Consider the following 15,815-nt stretch of genomic DNA (forward strand, 5'->3'; position numbering starts at 1 on the left):
TTGCAACTATACAATCAGCCACGGATTATTTTGTGCTTAGCGTTTGTGAACCACTCTACCGGAGACGATGGTGTATGCCGCGGCGCCCTTCATCTCCCACCCGAGGAAGGGAGAATTCTTGGACTTGCTGGCGAGGTTGTCGGCCTCCACCGTCCACGTCGCGTTCGGATCGATGACCGTGACGTCGGCAATCGCGCCTTGCCGGAGCGTACCCCGGTCGATGCCGAGAATCGCGGCCGGGTTGCACGACATTTTCTCGACCAGCGCCGGCAGGGTCACTACCCCCTCTTCCACCAGCTTCAGCGACAGCGGCAGCGAGGTTTCCAGGCCGATGATGCCGTTCAGGGCCACGTTGAACTCCACATCTTTCTCGTCCAAATGGTGCGGGGCGTGGTCAGTGGCGATGGCGTCGATGGTGCCGTCCTTCAGGGCCTCCTTGACCGCGGCCACGTCATCGGCCGTGCGGAGCGGCGGGTTCATCTTGGCGTTGGTGTTGTAGCCGCGCACCGCATCGTCGGTGAGGCTGAAGTAGTGGGGCGCGGTCTCGCAGGTGACCTTCACGCCGCGGGCCTTGGCGTTGCGGATGATCCGCAGCGCCCCCCTGGTGGAGACGTGGGCGATGTGGAGCGGCGAGTTGGTGAACTCGGCCAGGTACACGTCACGGGCGGTGGCGACATCCTCGGCGGCCCAGGGTATTCCCTTGAGCCCCAGTTCCGTGGAGACGAACCCCTCGTTCATGACCCCCTCGCCCACCAGGGAAAGATCCTCGGCATGGGAGATGACCATGATCCCCATTCCCTTGGCGTACTCCAGGGCCCGACGCATGAGCTCGGAGCTGGTCACGGGCCGGCCGTCGTCGGAAACCGCCACGCAGCCGGCTTCCTTCAGATCGCCCATCTCGGCCAGGGCATCCCCCTTGCTTCCCTGGGTGATGGACCCCACCGGGAAGACGTTGACGAAACCCTCTGCCTTAGCCGTGGCAACGATGTAGCTGGTCACTGCCTTGCTGTCGTTCACCGGCTTGGTGTTGGGCATGCAGGCCACCGACGTGAACCCGCCGGCCGCGGCCGCCTGGTGCCGGTCACGATGTCTTCCTTGTACTCGAGTCCCGGGTCACGCAGGTGCACGTGCATATCGATGAGCCCCGGCGTGACGATCAGGCCGGTGGCGTCGATGATCTCCGCCCCGGCCGGAGCCTTCAGGCCCGTGCCCAGCTCCTTCACCTTCCCGTCTGCCACGAGAACGTCGAGCGTCTCGTCAATCCCCAGGGACGGGTCGATCACCCTCCCTCCCTTTATCAATAGATTCATAGTGGTCACCTCGCGATTCGTGTAGGGACGATCCGTGCGATCGCCTTTGCATGGGGCGAACATGAGATTCGCCCCTCCGACACCCAGAATTATTCCGTGGCCAGTTCGCCGCCGTGCACGTGATAGAGCATCGCCATCCTCACGGCCACGCCATTCTCGACCTGGGTGAGAATTGCCGACTGGTCGCTGTCCGCCACATAGGAGGAAAGTTCCACCCCCCGGTTGATGGGACCCGGGTGCATGACCATGGCGCCTGGCTTGGCCAGCTTCAGGTTCTGGGGATTGAGGCCGTAGTAGCGTGAGTACTCGCGCAGGGTCGGCAGCAGGGTCTTGCCCTGGCGCTCAAGCTGAATGCGGAGCATCATTACCACGTCGACACCCTCGATGGCCTCGCGCATGTCGCGGCAGACGGTCACGTTGCCGAGCCGCTCGATACCGGGGGGCATCATGGTCGGCGGACCGGCCAGGCGAACGCTCGCCCCCATCTTCGTGAGGCCGAAGATATCGGAGCGGGCGACGCGGCTGTGGGTGATGTCACCGACAATGGCCACCGTGAGCCCTTCGAGGGTTCCGAACTTCTGGCGCATGGTCAGCATGTCCAGAAGCCCCTGGGAGGGATGCTCATGGGCGCCGTCGCCGGCATTGATGACCGAGCAGGAGACCCGCTGGGCCAGATAGTGGTGAGCGCCCGAAGCGGCGTGGCGCATGACGATGATGTCGGGCTTCATGGCCAGGATGTTCCGGGCCGTGTCGGAAAGGGTTTCCCCCTTGGTCACGGAGCTGGTTGAGGCCGAGATGTTGATCGTATCGGCGGAAAGGCGCTTGGCCGCGATTTCGAAGGAGGTCCGGGTCCGGGTGGATGCCTCGTAGAAGACGTTCACCACGGTCTTGCCGCGCAGGGTCGGCACCTTCTTGATGTCGCGGAAGTTGATCTCCCTCATGTTGTCGGCCGTGTCGAGAAGGAGTTGAATTTCCTCCCGGGCCAGGTCCTGCAACCCAATGATATCCTTATGCTTGAACCCCATCGTCCCCCCTGTTTGCCCGTCTCGCGGGCAGGTAATGGTAGTTGCTCGTTGCGTCTCGTCCCCGGTCACTTCTCCAGCACGACATCGGTGGGCCGGCTGGCTGCATCGAACAGGACCGCGATCTTTTCCTTGAGGCTCGTGGGTACGTTGCGGCCCACGAAATCGGCCCGGATCGGCAGCTCACGGTGACCGCGGTCCACGAGGACGGCCAGTTGGATGCAGGCGGGACGGCCGTGGTCCATCATGGCGTCCATGGCGGCACGGATGGTGCGGCCGGTAAAAAGGACGTCGTCGACCAGCACCACCCTCTTGTTTTCGAGGGAGAAGGGAATGTCGGTCCTGCCCACCGGCAGATGGCGAGCATGCCCTTTGAAGTCGTCGCGATAGAGGGTGATATCCACCTCGCCCACCGGCACGGTCACACCTTCGATCTCTTCGAGCCGCGCGGCGATCTCCCGCGCCAGGTGGACGCCACCGGTCCTGATGCCCACCAGCACCAGGTCGTCGACCCCCTTGTTCCGTTCCAGGATTTCGTGGGCAATGCGGGTCAGCGCCCGTTTCACCCCAGCCGTATCAAGAATCACCGTTCCGTTTGCCACCGTGCTCCCCCTTTCGCCGGCTCACCGGCCGCTCACATGCCACAAAAAAAGCCCTCCCGCGGACTATAGGCGGAAAGGCTCGTGGAGTAGTGACCATACAGCGACACTATCTTCATCACCTTTGCTAACCTCACGGGGCTAAATTAAAAGGGACGAGAAAAATCTTGACGAATTTATCACCTGGCCCACCCGGGAGTCAAGATTGTTTTGTCGCCCTGGACAAAGAATCCCTTCCCCTGCGCGGCGGATGCGCCATCTTCCGCCACTTGGCACGGACAGGCGCCCACACGGAAAGAACAACCATTTCCAGTGGGGTCGGCTGGGCATTATGCGTGCTACCCGCGGACATCTCAGTGATCCCCATGCGGCGACACCCTGTGACACAGAAAAGGCCCTCCGGCAGGAGGGCCCCTCTGAACAGTTCCGTCACGAACAATGCGGCTATTTGATGATGTCGCCGATGCTTCCCCAGCGCACGCGGAACTTCTCCCGGTCCCAGGACCAGTACTTGATGAAGGCGAGCCCCTTGATCTGGCTGTTCTTGACGAAGCCCCAGAACCGGCTGTCATAGGAACGATCCCGGTTGTCGCCCATCACGAAATAGCTGTTCTCCGGTACCGTGACCGGCCCGAAGTTGTCGCGGGGATTCTGGGCCGCGGGGATGACATCCTTTTCCTTGTGAACCTCCTGGGGAACCGAGAACGGCTTGCCGTTGATGAAGACCTGCTTCTGGACCACCTGGATCGTATCGCCCGGCAGGCCGATCACCCGCTTGATGAAATCCTTGCTGGGGTCTTCGGGGTATTCGAAGACGATCACGTCACCCCGCTTCGGGTCGCGGATCTTCAGGTAGCGGCCGTCCACAAAGGGGATCTTGGTGCCGTAGATGAATTTGCTGACAAGGATGTGATCGCCGATGGCAAGCGTGTCCTCCATGGAGCCGGAGGGAATCTTGAATGCCTGCACCACGAAAGTCCGGATGATGAGGGCCAGGATGACGGCTATGATAATCGACTCGGCGTATTCCCGGACGATGTGCTTTTTCCTGACCGGCTCGGCAGCCTGCTCCGACGGCGTTGACTGGCCGTACTGGGTTTCCTTGTAGTCCATTGATGGTCCTTTCGGAAAGGGTAACTACTTCTCTTCCACCTTGAGGATGGCGAGAAACGCTTCCTGGGGAAGCTCGACGTTCCCCACGTTCTTCATCCGCTTCTTTCCTTCCTTCTGCTTTTCCAGAAGCTTGCGCTTGCGGCTGATGTCGCCGCCGTAGCACTTGGCGAGCACGTCCTTGCGCAGGGCCTTCACCGTCTCGCGGGCGATGACCTTGGAGCCGATGGCCGCCTGGATGACCACCTCGAACATCTGGCGCGGGATCAGTTCCTTCATCTTCGAAACCAGGTCGCGGCCCCGGTAGTAGGCCTTGTCCCGGTGGATGATGAGGGAAAGCGCGTCCACGGCCTCGCCGTTGATGAGGATGTTCATCCGCACCAGGTCGCTGCGGCGGTAGTCCAGATGTTCGTAATCCAGTGAGGCGTATCCCTTGGTGATTGATTTCAACCGGTCATAGAAGTCGAGGACCACCTCGTTGAGGGGGAGTTCATAGATGATCATCACCCGCGTGGGGGTGAGGTACTTGATCTCGCGCTGGACGCCGCGCTTCTCCTCGCACAGGGAGAGAATGCCCCCCACGAATTCGTTGGGCGTGTGGATGGAGGCGAGGATGAAGGGCTCTTCGATGTAGTCGATCTCCTGGAGCGGCGGCAACTGGTTGGCGCTCTCAATGGTGATCATGTCCCCCTTGATCCGGTTGACCTTGTACACGACCGTGGGGGCGGTGGTAATCAGATCGAGGTTGAACTCCCGCTCCAGGCGCTCCTGGATGATCTCCATGTGGAGCAGACCCAGGAAGCCGCAGCGGAACCCGAAGCCGAGGGCCAGGGAGGTCTCCGGCTCGAAGGAGAAGGAGGAGTCGTTCAGCTTGAGTTTGGCCAGGGCGTCGCGCAGTTGCTCGTACTGGGCGGTGTCGATGGGATAGAGCCCCGAGAAGACCATGGGCTTCACTTCCTTGAACCCGCCGAGGGGCGTTGCGCAGGGCTTGAGGGTGTGGGTGACGGTATCGCCGATCTTGGCGTCGGCCACATCCTTGATGCCGGCAATGAGGAAACCGACCTCCCCCGCCGCCAGTTGGGGCACTTCACGCATCACCGGAGCAAAGACGCCGACCTTCAGGGCTTCGTAACTGCGGCCGGTGGAGACGAGCTGGATCTTGTCCCCCTTCTTCACAGTGCCGTCGATGACCCGGACAAGGATGATCACGCCCTGGTACTGGTCGTACCACGAATCGAAGAGCAGGGCCTTGAGCGGAGCAGCCGGATCTCCTTCCGGAGGTGGGATCTTCTTGACGATCTCCTCCAGAATCTCCCGGGTGCCGATCCCCTCCTTGGCGCTGGCCATGACCGCGTCGTGGGCATCGAGGCCAATGATCTCCTCGATCTCGTGCTTCACCCGCTCCGGCTCGGCCGCGGGCAGGTCGATCTTGTTGAGGACCGGAAAGACTTCCAGATTGTTGTCGATGGCGAGATAGACGTTGGCAAGGGTCTGGGCCTCGACCCCCTGGGAGGCGTCCACCACCAGCAGGGCACCTTCGCAGGCGGCCAGGGACCGGGAGACCTCGTAGGTGAAGTCCACGTGGCCCGGCGTGTCGATGAGGTTCAGGATATACTCGCGGCCGTCGTCAGCCCGGTACGTGAGCCGCACCGTCTGGGCCTTGATGGTGATACCCCTCTCCCGTTCCAGGTCCATTTTGTCCAGGAACTGGTCCTGCCTCTCCCGCTCCGTGAGGGCGCCGGTATACTCCAGCAGCCGATCCGCAAGGGTGGACTTGCCATGGTCAATGTGGGCGATAATCGAAAAATTCCTGATGGTCTCAATCTTCATAAACACCTGTCTCTTCTGAGTGTAACCGATGAAGGATAATGGATAACCAGCTCTGTTGTAAAGGCATTTTCTCCAGGGCCGGTTTGCGGCACCTGCGTATTAGCAAGATCAAACTTTTTCCCTTTGCCGCACCCTGGCAATTATGATAACATTTTTAATGCAATTTCATCAAAGTAACATCAGATCACGGGACCAGATACAATCCACCATGACGCTTCAACCAGCTTCCGGCCAGCACCAGACCACTGACAACGGCTCCGACAGCCGGCAAAATCTTGTGCCGCCCACGGACCGGAACCGGATTCGGGAACTTGAGAACCAGTTGACCGGACTTCTGGGCGAGAACGAACGGCTCCGGACCGCGCAGCAGGAGCTTCGAGCCGCCGCGGCAGCGGCAGACGCGGCCACCACGCCAAAAGTGAACTTCTGGCCCATGCCAGCCACGAGATCCGCTCGCAGCTCCAGTTGATCTCCGGGGCCATCGATCTCTTCCGCCAGACCCGCCTCGACGAAACCCAGCGCCACTACCTGGACGGATTCCAGCACGCCAACGAACTCCTGCTCTGCCTCGTGAACGACATTCTGGACACGTCATGCCTGGAAGCGGGCCACTTACGCCTGGAGAGCCTTCCCTTCGACCTGGCCGGGCTTGTCGCGGCCACGGGAAACCAGCTTCTCTGGCAGGCGAGGCGCAAGGGGCTGGAGCTTTCGTGGCAGGTGTCGCCGGACGTTCCGCCGCGCCTCCTGGGCGACCCGGCGCGGGTCCAGCAGGTGATCGTCAATCTGGCCGGGAATGCGATAAAGTTCACCCCGGAGGGGGCGGTAACGATCCGCGTCGAGAGGATACCCGGCCCGCTGCCGGCTTCGTCGCCGGCAATGATACGCTTTGTCATCGAAGATACGGGCATCGGCATCCCGGTCGACAGGCTGGGCGGCATTTTCGAAAGCTATGACCAGGGACCCCCCGAGACCCCCAAGCGCTTCGGCGGAACCGGCCTCGGGCTTGCCATCGCCAAGGGGCTCATCGAGGCCATGGACGGCGACATCACCGTGGAAAGCTCCGAAGGCAGGGGGAGCCGCTTCATTGTGACGATCCCCTTCAGCCTCACCATTACCGGCGACCGGCAGGCATCCGCCGACGGCCAGGAAAAGGCGTCGGAATCCGCCCCCCCGCTGCGGGTGCTGGTGGTTGAAGATGCGGAGGACATCCGGCTGCTGATCGCCGCCTTCCTGCGCGGGGCCTCCCATCAGGTCCGCAGTGCCGTCAACGGCCAAGAGGCGCTGGACATGTTCATGGCCGAAGACTTCGACTTGGTGCTGATGGATATCCAGATGCCGGTGATGGACGGCTACACCGCCACCCGGGCCTGCGGGAATGGGAACGGCAACGGGGGCGCACGCCGGTGCCGGTGGTGGCACTCACCGCATGCGCCGAAAAGAGCGATTCCCTGAAAACCATTGAAGCGGGATGCACGAGCCATCTCTCGAAACCGATCAGAAAGGACACCCTGCTGCGCACGGTGGCAGAACTGGCGCGGCAGTGACCGGGAGACGCCATGGCAGAACGAGCCTTAAAAACGTACCGGGTCAGGATAGACCCCGAGCTCATCGACATCGTGCCGGTGTTCATCGCCCACCGCTGGCAGGACGTGGCATCACTCCAGGATGCACTCGCGCATGAGGATTCGTCCCTCATCCGGAAGATAGCCCACAACCTCAAGGGGGCGGGAAGCTCGTTCGGTTTCGATGCCGTGAGCGCCATCGGCGAGCGGATGGAGCGGGCTGCGACCCAGGGTCGGTGGCCGGCGGTCGAGCGGTTCATCAACCTGCTCGCCCGCTACCTGGAGATGGTGGAACCGGTCTGCGAGTGACGGGGCATGGGGCCGGTTGTGCCGCCCGCTGTTTCGTGCTATACCATCTGCATTCTCCCTACGAAAAGGATCCGTACGCATGCTGACCGGCAAACAGAAACGACACCTCCGGGGCCTGGGACATTCCCTTGCTCCGGTCATCACCATCGGCAAAGGCGAGATCAGCGAGGCCCTTGTCAAAGAGACCGACGAGGCCCTTGAGCACCACGAGCTGATCAAGGTCAAGATCCTGGAAAGCTGCCTCCTGGACCGTCACGAAGCCGCCGAAGAACTGGCCTCGGCCTGCGGCGCCGAGGTGGCCCAGGTCCTCGGCCGAACCTTCCTGCTGTTCCGCAGGGCGCAGGAACCGAAACTGGAACTCCCCAAAGCGAAGTAAGGCCTGCGTCCCGCCATGCACGAAAAAGCCCGGAGCGATCCGGGCTTTTTTCATTGCCTGAAGGTCTGCCCGCTACCCGAGCCGCAACTCGGAACCCATCACCTGCCAGGCCGCGATCCCGCCGAACAGCCCGTAGCAGACCATGGCGAAAAGGACCAGACGGCGCTGAAGCGTGGGAAGCGACGATGCCAGGCTCGCCACCCGCCGGAAGGCTGGAGCCCTCCCATGCCCACCCCCGCCACCCCACCGCCGAGCAGGGTCGCATAGAGGAGATAGCCCACATGCCCGTATTCGCGGTGCAGCATGCAGAAGGGGCAGTGGTGGGTGGGAAGGGCATAGATGTAGACCGGGATCGCCGAGAGCAATCCCACGACGCCGACGGCAAAGGTCGCGGCGGATAGCGCGGCAAACAGGTACCCCAGCCTTCCCTGCCACAGGTAGATCCCCCCGCAGATCAGGGTGAGCGTTATGACGCCCCCCAACGCGGCGAGCACCGGAGCATCCCCCAGGGTAGTCAGGGTCGGGACCATGCCGCCCGCCTCCCCGCCAAACAGGCTGCCGCAGCAGGACGTGATCACCCGGGGCTGTAGGGAGAGGAAATACCCCCCCTGCAATCCCGTCTCGATCAGCAGCAGCGGCGCTATCATCAGAAGCAGCGAATACTTGATCCGGATGAGGGGATAATCGTACCCCCGGTTGTCCGCATGATTGAGGATGAGCCAGACCCCGGCCAGCAGGAAGGTGGCTGTTTTCAGGATCAGGGTGGGATAGCCGAAGCGATTCAGGTTGAGGGTCCCTGCCGCGCACATGGCGCCGGGAAAGAGCGTGCTCAGGCTGTCGGCCACGTGAATGAAGAGAAACAGGGACAGGAGCTGGAACACGCAGCAGCAGGCCATGATTGTGGCAAGGAGGTACGTGCGGCGCTCGAACGAAAGCTGCCGCTCGCTGCCGCTGGCAAGGTCCCAGTGGCACAATATCTTCACGGCGAAGAACGCCGTCGCCACGAGCATGCCGCTGGTCAGGAGCGAACCGACGAACAGGGCGATAACGGCCGGGTGAAGGATCACGGGGCAGCCCCGTCGGCCAGCCGTCCGTCGCGGATGGGCACGATCCGGTCGACCAGTCCCGCGTCGATCACCAGCGGATCGTGGCTCGCCATGATGATGGTCTTTCCCTCCTCCTTGAGGCGGGTCATATGCTCCAGGAACTCGCCGGAGAGCTTCGTGTCCAGGTGCGCCGTGGGCTCGTCCGCGATGATCACGGGCGGATCGTTGATCAGGGCCCGGGCAATGGCGGCCCGCTGCATCTCCCCCCCTGAGAGGAGTTCCACCCGGGTGGCGGCCCTGCCGGCAAGGCCGTACACCTCCAGGGTGGCCATGGCCCTCGTCTTGAGCAGGCCATGGCGCTCTCCCATGGGATAGGCGGGGATCATGACGTTTTCCAGCAGGCTGATGCCGCGGATCAGGTGGAACTGCTGAAAGATGAACCCGAAGGTGCGGCGCCTGAGATCGCTCAGGAACCGCTCGGGCAGGCTGGTGATCTCGCGATCGGACAGGACGATCCGGCCGGTCGTGGGACGCGCCATCCCGCCAAGGATACTGAGCAGGGTGGTCTTGCCCGAGCCGCTGGGCCCTTTCAGGACCGTCACGCGGCGGGGAGCGATATCGACGGTAATGCCTTGGAGCGCCGCGTACTCGTTGGCTTTGCCGCTGTTGAAGATCTTGCTCACATCGTGCAGGGATATCACGCTACCCTCTCATGACCGAATCGGGATCCACGGTGGCCGCCCGCCATGCGGGAACGATGGTCGCCACGGTATAGGGGACCACCACCAGGAAGAAGAGCACTGCCAGTTGTCCGAAGTCGACGTGCGGAACGAGCCGGAACGACGGATAGAGCACCGACCACCCCTTGAGCACCGGCCCGAACAGGGCGGCCGAGGTAAAGAAGACGTGCCCGTAGGCCAGGGTTCCCCCCACGAGAAATGCCGTGAGCGAGATGATCGCCCCTTCGCCGAATTTCATCACCAGCACGTCGCCGGTGTCCCATCCCACGGCCTTGAGGATGCCGATCTCCTTTCGCTCCTCCGCGGACAGGCCGGTGGCCTTGTCCCAGGCGAAAATAAAAAAGGAGAGGAGCGCCCCGCAGAGAACGGCCAGCATGATCCCGCTGCGCCAGTTGAAGACCGCGTCATAGGTGCGCAGGATCTCGTCCCGGGAAATGGGGCGGGCATCGGGGAGGAGCTTCACGATCTTGCCGGCGATGGTGGGGACTTCCACGGGGTTGGCGACCTCCACCACCAGATCGGTTGCCATGCCCTGCGGCACACCGAAGAGCGAACGGAAATCGTCAGCCCCCATGAGCACCAGATCCGCCGAAACCATCTCTGTCGCGGCCGGCAGCACCTCGGCCACGGTAAAGGTTACCAGGGTCCCCCCGTGGTTGTAGAAGGGCATGATGTTGTCTTTCGCGGCCATGCTGCTGCGGGTCAGACCGTTCCCCACTGCCACGCTCCCCGTCTCCCAGGTGAACTGCTCCGGGGCCATCAGGGTATAGTTGGCGCCGAAGAGCGGATCGTAGTAGTACCCCCACAACCGCGCTCGCACCGAGCGGACCCCGCGGATATCTTTGATTTTCTCGCTGTAGTCGACCGGAATCAGGTCGTGCCGGCCCGCCATGATCCGCTGGACCACCAGCTCAGGGGCATCGGCCAGGACCGCCGTGGCCTCCCGGCGCAGGGCCTGGGTGTAGAGCATGAGCGAGGCCAGGAGGAACACCACCAGGGTGTAGACGAAGAGCAGGGCGCTGTTCTTGCCCTTGCGCCTCAGCAGTGAAGACAGGGTGAAATCGACGATGCTCCGGTATTTTTCAATGCCGGCCATAGGTCCTCACGTGGGGAGGCGGCGCCATGAGGGAGCCGGAGGGGAAGTGTTCAAATGACAGGGGATAATCCTGGAACGGGCTGTGGAGGTCGGCCATGGACGGATGCCGGGTGTAACGCGCATCGGTAAAGAGTGCCAGGTCGGTGAGGGAAAGGCGCTTCACCATGGCACGCTGCTCGGCGAGGCGGGAGTCCCTGCCGACGACGACAAAGGCGTGGACGGCAATGGCAATCAGTACCAGCAGCTCCGCTGCGACAAAGGCGATGAAGACCGTAGACTTGCGCACCGTCACGGCGGTCAGTCCAGGCCGGCGATGAGGGCGGCGTTCACGTCCCGGAACCGGACGATCCGTACCCCCCGGTGATCCTTCCTGAACTCCTCCGCATCGGCCGCGCGGGCGAAAGGAATCAGCTCGTGCCCCATGGGCCCGAGCACGTCGCTGCCGATCACGTAATGGGCGCTCATGCCGTCAATGGGGCTGAGTCCGTAATAATCGGTCACCAGGACTGAGGCGATCTGGCTGGCGGATTTAGCGGGGGCATATTTTTTCAGATTGAGATAATAGGTGAGCATGTCCTTGGCGCCGTCGAACACGGCGTAGGAACCGTCGCGGTAGGTGATCCGGGCCGCAAATGCGGGAAATTTAGCCACGAACATGCCGCAGACCGGACATTTGTCGCGGGGGGCGATCTTCAACTGCTCGGCTTTTCCCGCCCCTGCCGCCGTAGCCGCGCCGACAGCGAGCACCAGGGCAAGCAGCATCGTCAGAAAGGTATGCATGCCGGGACTCCTCAGGGAACTATTCAACCATAAAGAGTTACAGAGTTCAAGCGCCCCAGGACAAGCACACGGCGTTTTTGGCCCTGATGCCACTCGCACCGGACAGCGGAACAGGCATGCGTCATGTGCCATCTGCAATGTTTATCAATGCCGGCCATCTCTGCCCCACTGGAAACATAAAAAGGGGCCGCAATTGCGGCCCCTCGTCCGCCACCCGCGGCAGATGCCCGGGGCTCGGCAGAAAGCGGTTTCATGAAAGGCTAGTCGTCGTGCCCTCTCCCCCGGCCCTTGCCGCCGTGCTCCCTGTAACCATCCTTGCCCCCCCTGCGTTCATCTTTCCAGCGGTCATGGTCCTTCTTGCGCTCACGCTTCGACTCCTTGCCGGGACGGAAATGCTTGCCCCGGTAATGGTCGCGCTCCACCTCGTAGACGCGATACTCACCGTCACGGTAGTAGCGGATCCGATCCAGCTTGTGCTTGCGCAGGCCAGGAGGGAGATGCTTGTACTTGACGACGCCCCAGGGGCCGTTGTAGTGGTTTGACCGGTACCACACGTCACCGGACGAGAGATAGTAGCTCCCGGAGAAATAAAACAGATCATAGGGAACCCCCACGGCCACGTAAAACCCCAGGGAGCGGGGGGCAAGAAAGACGGGCGGCTCGACGATCGCCACAGGCGGGCCGGGAACGACCACCGGCGGCGGAGCCGGCACCACCACCTGGGGCCGGTTGCCGACATTGATGTTGACGTCGAAACCGACATCGGACGCGGCAAAGCAGGGTACGGCCGTCAGGGCCAGGGATAACACGAGGACTGCTCTTTTCATGACGATCTCCTTTCGGAACAGAGGGGTCTTGCCGTCCCGGACGGCAGCAAGCGGGCACAAAAAAACGGGATGGAAACATCGTATCGATATTTCGGCATCCCGGCTGTCTCGGTGAGACCCGTGGGCTTTCCGTCCCACCCTCGCGGGTGGTTTAGTCTTATCGTCTATCGAGCTGCGTTTTCTTCATTCTATGCACCAGAACACGCGTCGCGTCAAGCGCCGTGTCCCCGCAGCACCCGCAAAGCCGGTTCAAACGCGCTCGTAGGGCTCGAACAGGCGCTTGAACTCGTCAAGGGCGAAACGGTCGGTCATGCCGGCGATGTAGTCGCAGACCACGCGCTCGCGCCCCAGCGTGTCCATCTTCTGCTGGTACTTGCGGGGGAGCAGCGTCGGATGCTTCACATAACTCTCGAACAACTGCGTCAAATAGCGCTCCGCCTTGACCCTCATCCGCTCCACCTTGTGGTGCCGGTACAGGTTCGTGAACAGGAACCGCTTCAAGGCACGATTCCGCTCCTCCATGGCGGACGAAAAGGCCACCAGGGGACGGTTGACCCCCCTCACGTCCTCAAGGGTCATTATGCCGTAAGAGCGCAGATTCGCCTCGGTGGCGGTGATCAGGTCCCGAATGAGAAGGCCGATGAGCGCGCTTATGGTCTGGAACTTCTTCCGCTCCCGGTCCAGGCCGGGATGGGCGGCATCGATTTTCTCCCAGACCTCCCGCCAGAGGTCAATCCCGTTGAGTTGTTCGATCGTGATGTAACCCGACTTGAGACCGTCGTCGATATCGTGGTTGTTGTAGGCTATTTCATCGGCAAAGTTGATGATCTGCGCTCGATGGTCGGCACCACGCCGGGCAGGAACCCCTCGATCAGGCCGGCCGGCCGTAGGGCGATGAATGCTTGATGATCCCTTCCAGCACTTCCCAGGAAAGATTGAGCCCGTTGAAGCCGGGATACCGCTCCTCCAACTGGTCCACCACCCGGAACGACTGGAGATTGTGCTCGAAACCGCCGAAGCCCTCCATCAGGCGGTTCAGCACCTCCTCGCCCGTGTGGCCGAAGGGGGTGTGCCCCAGATCGTGGGAAAGGGCCAGGGCCTCGGTCAGCTCCTCGTTCAGGGCGAGCCGGCGGGCAATGGCCTTGCCGATCTGGGCCACCTCCAGGGAGTGGGTCAACCGGGTGCGGTAGTAGTCCCCCTCATGGTTCACGAAGACCTGGGTCTTGTACTCCAGCCTCCTGAACGCCGCACAGTGGATGATCCTGTCCCGGTCCCGCTCGAAAGCGGGGCGGTCGTCCCTGAACTCTTCCGGGTGCATCCGCCCCCGCGAACGGCAACTGCGAGCCGCGTAACCGGCAAGATCCGTCCGCTCCAGGGACCTCATCCCCTCTTCCTCGGCCATAAGGACACCTCCCCTTTGAACGAAAAAACTCTAATGGGACGTCCCGGGGGTGTCAACAACAAAAACATCCCTTGACTAGACATTACGCATCATGTTAAATTTTTAAGCCTTTTTTAAGATTCTACCTGGGTATGCACAAGCCGTTAACCGGATAGGTATGAATACTTCTCTTCTTGACCACGTGCCGGATCATATCCGGAAAAAACTCGGCAACCGGTCGTCCGTATGCTTGCTCAACGGCCGCGATGTTTTCAGGGCACTGAGGAATGAACACACGATCCTCATGGCCTGTAACGCCCGCATCAAACATGTGATCCCCGGCATCATGCAGGCTGCGGAAGAGCTGGATGCCGTGGTCGCCTTCGAGCTCACCCGCACCGAGGGTGGCGTCGACGGCGGCTACACGGGCCAGACGCCGGCGGTTTTCTTCGAAACCGTGGTGGATTATGCCGAACGGTGCGGATTCACCAAGCCCTTCATCATCCACGGCGACCACATCACCGTCCAGAACACCGGACCACAGGAGCTGGAAGAGGCCCGTGCCCTCATGGCCGCCCAACTGGAGGCGGGCTACACCTCCTTTGCCGTTGATGCCTCGTTCAACCCCCTGCCGGACAACATCCGTATCACCGTCGACCTGTGCCGTGCCGTCATGGAGCGAGGGTACGGCCTGGAAGTGGAGCTGGGCGAGGTGCCCCCCGTCGGCACCGAGTCGAATCTGGCCACCGCGGCCGAAACGGCGGAATTCCTTTCCGCCCTGGCGGAACAGGGCGTCCACCCCCAGCTCCTCGCCATCGCCAACGGATCCAAGCGGGGGAACTACCTGGACGGCCAGATGGTACGGATTGACCTCAAGCGAACCAGCGAAATCCACCAGACGGCCCTGCGCTTTGGCCTGGACGGCTTGGTGCAGCACGGCATCACCGGCACCCCCCTCAAACTCGTGGGAAAGCTGGCCGACTACGGCATCAGAAAAGGAAATATCGGCACCCTCTGGCAGAACGTGGCCCATGCCGGGCTTCCCCTGGACCTGATGGACGCCATGCGGCGCTGGGCCAAGGAAAACGGTCGGGACATCAAGTTCGCGACCCGGGTCTTTAAGGCCGACATCGACGCCATCCCCGAGGCCAACGCCCGGCTCATCCACGACATGGCCTACCGGGAGGCCAAGGAATTCCTGCTGGCCTTCCACGCCAGGGGTAGCGCCTCGCGCATCGCCCCCCTCATCGGACAGGACCGGTGCGGGTCGTAGGCGGAAGCGCCCGGGGCCGCCGCCTGGCCGCACCCCGCGGCAACCGGGTGCGCCCCACGGCCGACCGGATCAAGGAGGCTCTCTTCAACATTCTTCATTCAGGGATGGAGGGATTCGAAGGGGCACGCGTCCTGGACCTGTTCGCCGGGACCGGGAACCTGGGAATCGAAGCATTGAGCCGCGGTTGCAGCGAGGCGGTGTTCGTGGACAGCCACCGGGAATCGGTGGCCGTGATCCGGCGCAACCTGGATGAACTCGGCTTTGGCGACCGGGCCCGCATCATCGCCAGGGATGCCCTGGCCGCCATTGATTCCCTTGAGCGGGAAGGAGCCCCCTTCCGGCTCGTGGTGCTCGACCCGCCCTACCGGCTCGGCTTGGCTGACAAGGTCCTGGGGCGCCTGGCAGGGTCGCCCCTGATCGCAGAAGAAACGATCATTGTCGTCGAATCCGCCGTGGACGAGGTATTGCCCGATCTCATGGAACCGCTCCACCTGGTTGACCGGCGGATCTACGGCGATACCGCCCTCTCATTCTTCCGGAAAAGGAACTGAACG

13 protein-coding genes, 4 pseudogenes and 1 other annotated feature are annotated in these 15,815 nt (G+C 62.3%); of the genes and pseudogenes, 5 read left to right on the forward strand and 12 right to left on the reverse strand.

Annotated elements, in window-relative coordinates; translation table 11 throughout:
* Nucleotides 1-36: 36 nt before the first annotated feature.
* From A2G06_10535 to A2G06_10555, 5 genes and pseudogenes are all read right to left on the reverse strand, one after another.
* Nucleotides 37-1,310, reverse strand: a pseudogene (locus A2G06_10535) (dihydroorotase).
* An 89-nt stretch (nucleotides 1,311-1,399) separates the two neighbouring features.
* Nucleotides 1,400-2,335: an aspartate carbamoyltransferase gene (locus A2G06_10540; GenBank protein ID ANA40648.1), complete on the reverse strand. Its 936-nt coding sequence runs from the start codon at nucleotides 2,333-2,335 to the stop codon at nucleotides 1,400-1,402.
* Nucleotides 2,336-2,400: 65 nt separating this feature from the next.
* On the reverse strand, nucleotides 2,401-2,934 hold the full coding sequence (locus tag A2G06_10545) for a bifunctional pyr operon transcriptional regulator/uracil phosphoribosyltransferase (protein ID ANA40649.1): 534 nt from the start codon (nucleotides 2,932-2,934) through the stop codon (nucleotides 2,401-2,403).
* Nucleotides 2,935-3,375: 441 nt separating this feature from the next.
* Nucleotides 3,376-4,044 (reverse strand): signal peptidase I, encoded by a 669-nt coding sequence (locus tag A2G06_10550; GenBank protein ANA40650.1) that lies wholly within the window; start codon nucleotides 4,042-4,044, stop codon nucleotides 3,376-3,378.
* 24 nt (nucleotides 4,045-4,068) lie between these two features.
* Nucleotides 4,069-5,871: an elongation factor 4 gene (locus tag A2G06_10555; protein ANA40651.1), complete on the reverse strand. Its 1,803-nt coding sequence runs from the start codon at nucleotides 5,869-5,871 to the stop codon at nucleotides 4,069-4,071.
* Between the two features lie 208 nt (nucleotides 5,872-6,079).
* On the opposite strand from A2G06_10555, the pseudogene A2G06_10560 reads away from it, so the two are divergent.
* From A2G06_10560 to A2G06_10570, 3 genes and pseudogenes are all read left to right on the forward strand, one after another.
* A pseudogene (locus A2G06_10560) lies at nucleotides 6,080-7,415 on the forward strand (hybrid sensor histidine kinase/response regulator).
* Between the two features lie 12 nt (nucleotides 7,416-7,427).
* Entirely contained in the window at nucleotides 7,428-7,742 is a 315-nt protein-coding gene (locus tag A2G06_10565; GenBank protein ID ANA40652.1) for a histidine phosphotransferase, read from the forward strand.
* 79 nt (nucleotides 7,743-7,821) lie between these two features.
* Nucleotides 7,822-8,118, forward strand: a complete 297-nt coding sequence (locus tag A2G06_10570; protein ID ANA40653.1) for an RNA-binding protein — start codon at nucleotides 7,822-7,824, stop codon at nucleotides 8,116-8,118.
* Between the two features lie 72 nt (nucleotides 8,119-8,190).
* Here the strand turns inward: A2G06_10570 and A2G06_10575 are convergent.
* The 7 genes and pseudogenes from A2G06_10575 to A2G06_10605 all read right to left on the reverse strand — a co-directional run bounded on the left by A2G06_10575 (nucleotide 8,191) and on the right by A2G06_10605 (nucleotide 14,009).
* A pseudogene (locus tag A2G06_10575) lies at nucleotides 8,191-9,185 on the reverse strand (hypothetical protein).
* Nucleotides 9,182-9,865 (reverse strand): ABC transporter ATP-binding protein, encoded by a 684-nt coding sequence (locus tag A2G06_10580; protein ID ANA40654.1) that lies wholly within the window; start codon nucleotides 9,863-9,865, stop codon nucleotides 9,182-9,184. Before A2G06_10580 ends, A2G06_10575 begins: the two are co-directional and overlap by 4 nt.
* A gap of 1 nt (nucleotide 9,866) precedes the next feature.
* Entirely contained in the window at nucleotides 9,867-11,000 is a 1,134-nt protein-coding gene (locus tag A2G06_10585; protein ANA40655.1) for an ABC transporter permease, read from the reverse strand.
* Entirely contained in the window at nucleotides 10,987-11,292 is a 306-nt protein-coding gene (locus A2G06_10590; protein ID ANA40656.1) for a hypothetical protein, read from the reverse strand. The genes A2G06_10585 and A2G06_10590 overlap by 14 nt, the downstream gene beginning before the upstream one ends.
* 5 nt (nucleotides 11,293-11,297) lie before the next feature.
* Nucleotides 11,298-11,780 carry a nitrous oxide reductase accessory protein NosL gene (locus tag A2G06_10595; GenBank protein ANA40657.1) on the reverse strand — a complete coding sequence of 161 codons (483 nt, stop codon included), beginning with the start codon at nucleotides 11,778-11,780 and terminating at the stop codon, nucleotides 11,298-11,300.
* A 260-nt stretch (nucleotides 11,781-12,040) separates the two neighbouring features.
* A complete protein-coding gene (locus A2G06_10600) occupies nucleotides 12,041-12,607 on the reverse strand; it encodes a hypothetical protein (GenBank protein ID ANA40658.1) in 567 nt (188 codons plus the stop codon).
* Between the two features lie 90 nt (nucleotides 12,608-12,697).
* Nucleotides 12,698-12,773, reverse strand: a binding site (cyclic di-GMP riboswitch class I).
* Between the two features lie 83 nt (nucleotides 12,774-12,856).
* A pseudogene (locus A2G06_10605) lies at nucleotides 12,857-14,009 on the reverse strand (deoxyguanosinetriphosphate triphosphohydrolase).
* A gap of 157 nt (nucleotides 14,010-14,166) precedes the next feature.
* On the opposite strand from A2G06_10605, the gene A2G06_10610 reads away from it, so the two are divergent.
* Nucleotides 14,167-15,261, forward strand: a complete 1,095-nt coding sequence (locus tag A2G06_10610; protein ID ANA40659.1) for a fructose-bisphosphate aldolase — start codon at nucleotides 14,167-14,169, stop codon at nucleotides 15,259-15,261.
* Entirely contained in the window at nucleotides 15,249-15,812 is a 564-nt protein-coding gene (locus A2G06_10615) for a 16S rRNA (guanine(966)-N(2))-methyltransferase RsmD (protein ANA40660.1), read from the forward strand. The genes A2G06_10610 and A2G06_10615 overlap by 13 nt, the downstream gene beginning before the upstream one ends.
* The last annotated feature ends 3 nt before the right edge of the window (nucleotides 15,813-15,815 follow it).

The sequence above is a fragment of the Geobacter anodireducens genome, from assembly GCA_001628815.1.
In the GTDB taxonomy this organism is placed as follows: domain Bacteria; phylum Desulfobacterota; class Desulfuromonadia; order Geobacterales; family Geobacteraceae; genus Geobacter; species Geobacter anodireducens.

Excerpts from the sequence above, each read along its gene's own strand:
- A2G06_10585 (ANA40655.1), bottom strand. The coding sequence starts at position 11,000 with ATGGCCGGCATTGAAAAATACCGGAGCATCGTCGATTTCACCCTGTCT.
- A2G06_10540 (ANA40648.1), bottom strand. The coding sequence starts at position 2,335 with ATGGGGTTCAAGCATAAGGATATCATTGGGTTGCAGGACCTGGCCCGG.
- A2G06_10610 (ANA40659.1), top strand. The coding sequence starts at position 14,167 with ATGAATACTTCTCTTCTTGACCACGTGCCGGATCATATCCGGAAAAAA.
- A2G06_10555 (ANA40651.1), bottom strand. The coding sequence starts at position 5,871 with ATGAAGATTGAGACCATCAGGAATTTTTCGATTATCGCCCACATTGAC.
- A2G06_10565 (ANA40652.1), top strand. The coding sequence starts at position 7,428 with ATGGCAGAACGAGCCTTAAAAACGTACCGGGTCAGGATAGACCCCGAG.
- A2G06_10595 (ANA40657.1), bottom strand. The coding sequence starts at position 11,780 with ATGCATACCTTTCTGACGATGCTGCTTGCCCTGGTGCTCGCTGTCGGC.
- A2G06_10570 (ANA40653.1), top strand. The coding sequence starts at position 7,822 with ATGCTGACCGGCAAACAGAAACGACACCTCCGGGGCCTGGGACATTCC.
- A2G06_10550 (ANA40650.1), bottom strand. The coding sequence starts at position 4,044 with ATGGACTACAAGGAAACCCAGTACGGCCAGTCAACGCCGTCGGAGCAG.
- A2G06_10600 (ANA40658.1), bottom strand. The coding sequence starts at position 12,607 with ATGAAAAGAGCAGTCCTCGTGTTATCCCTGGCCCTGACGGCCGTACCC.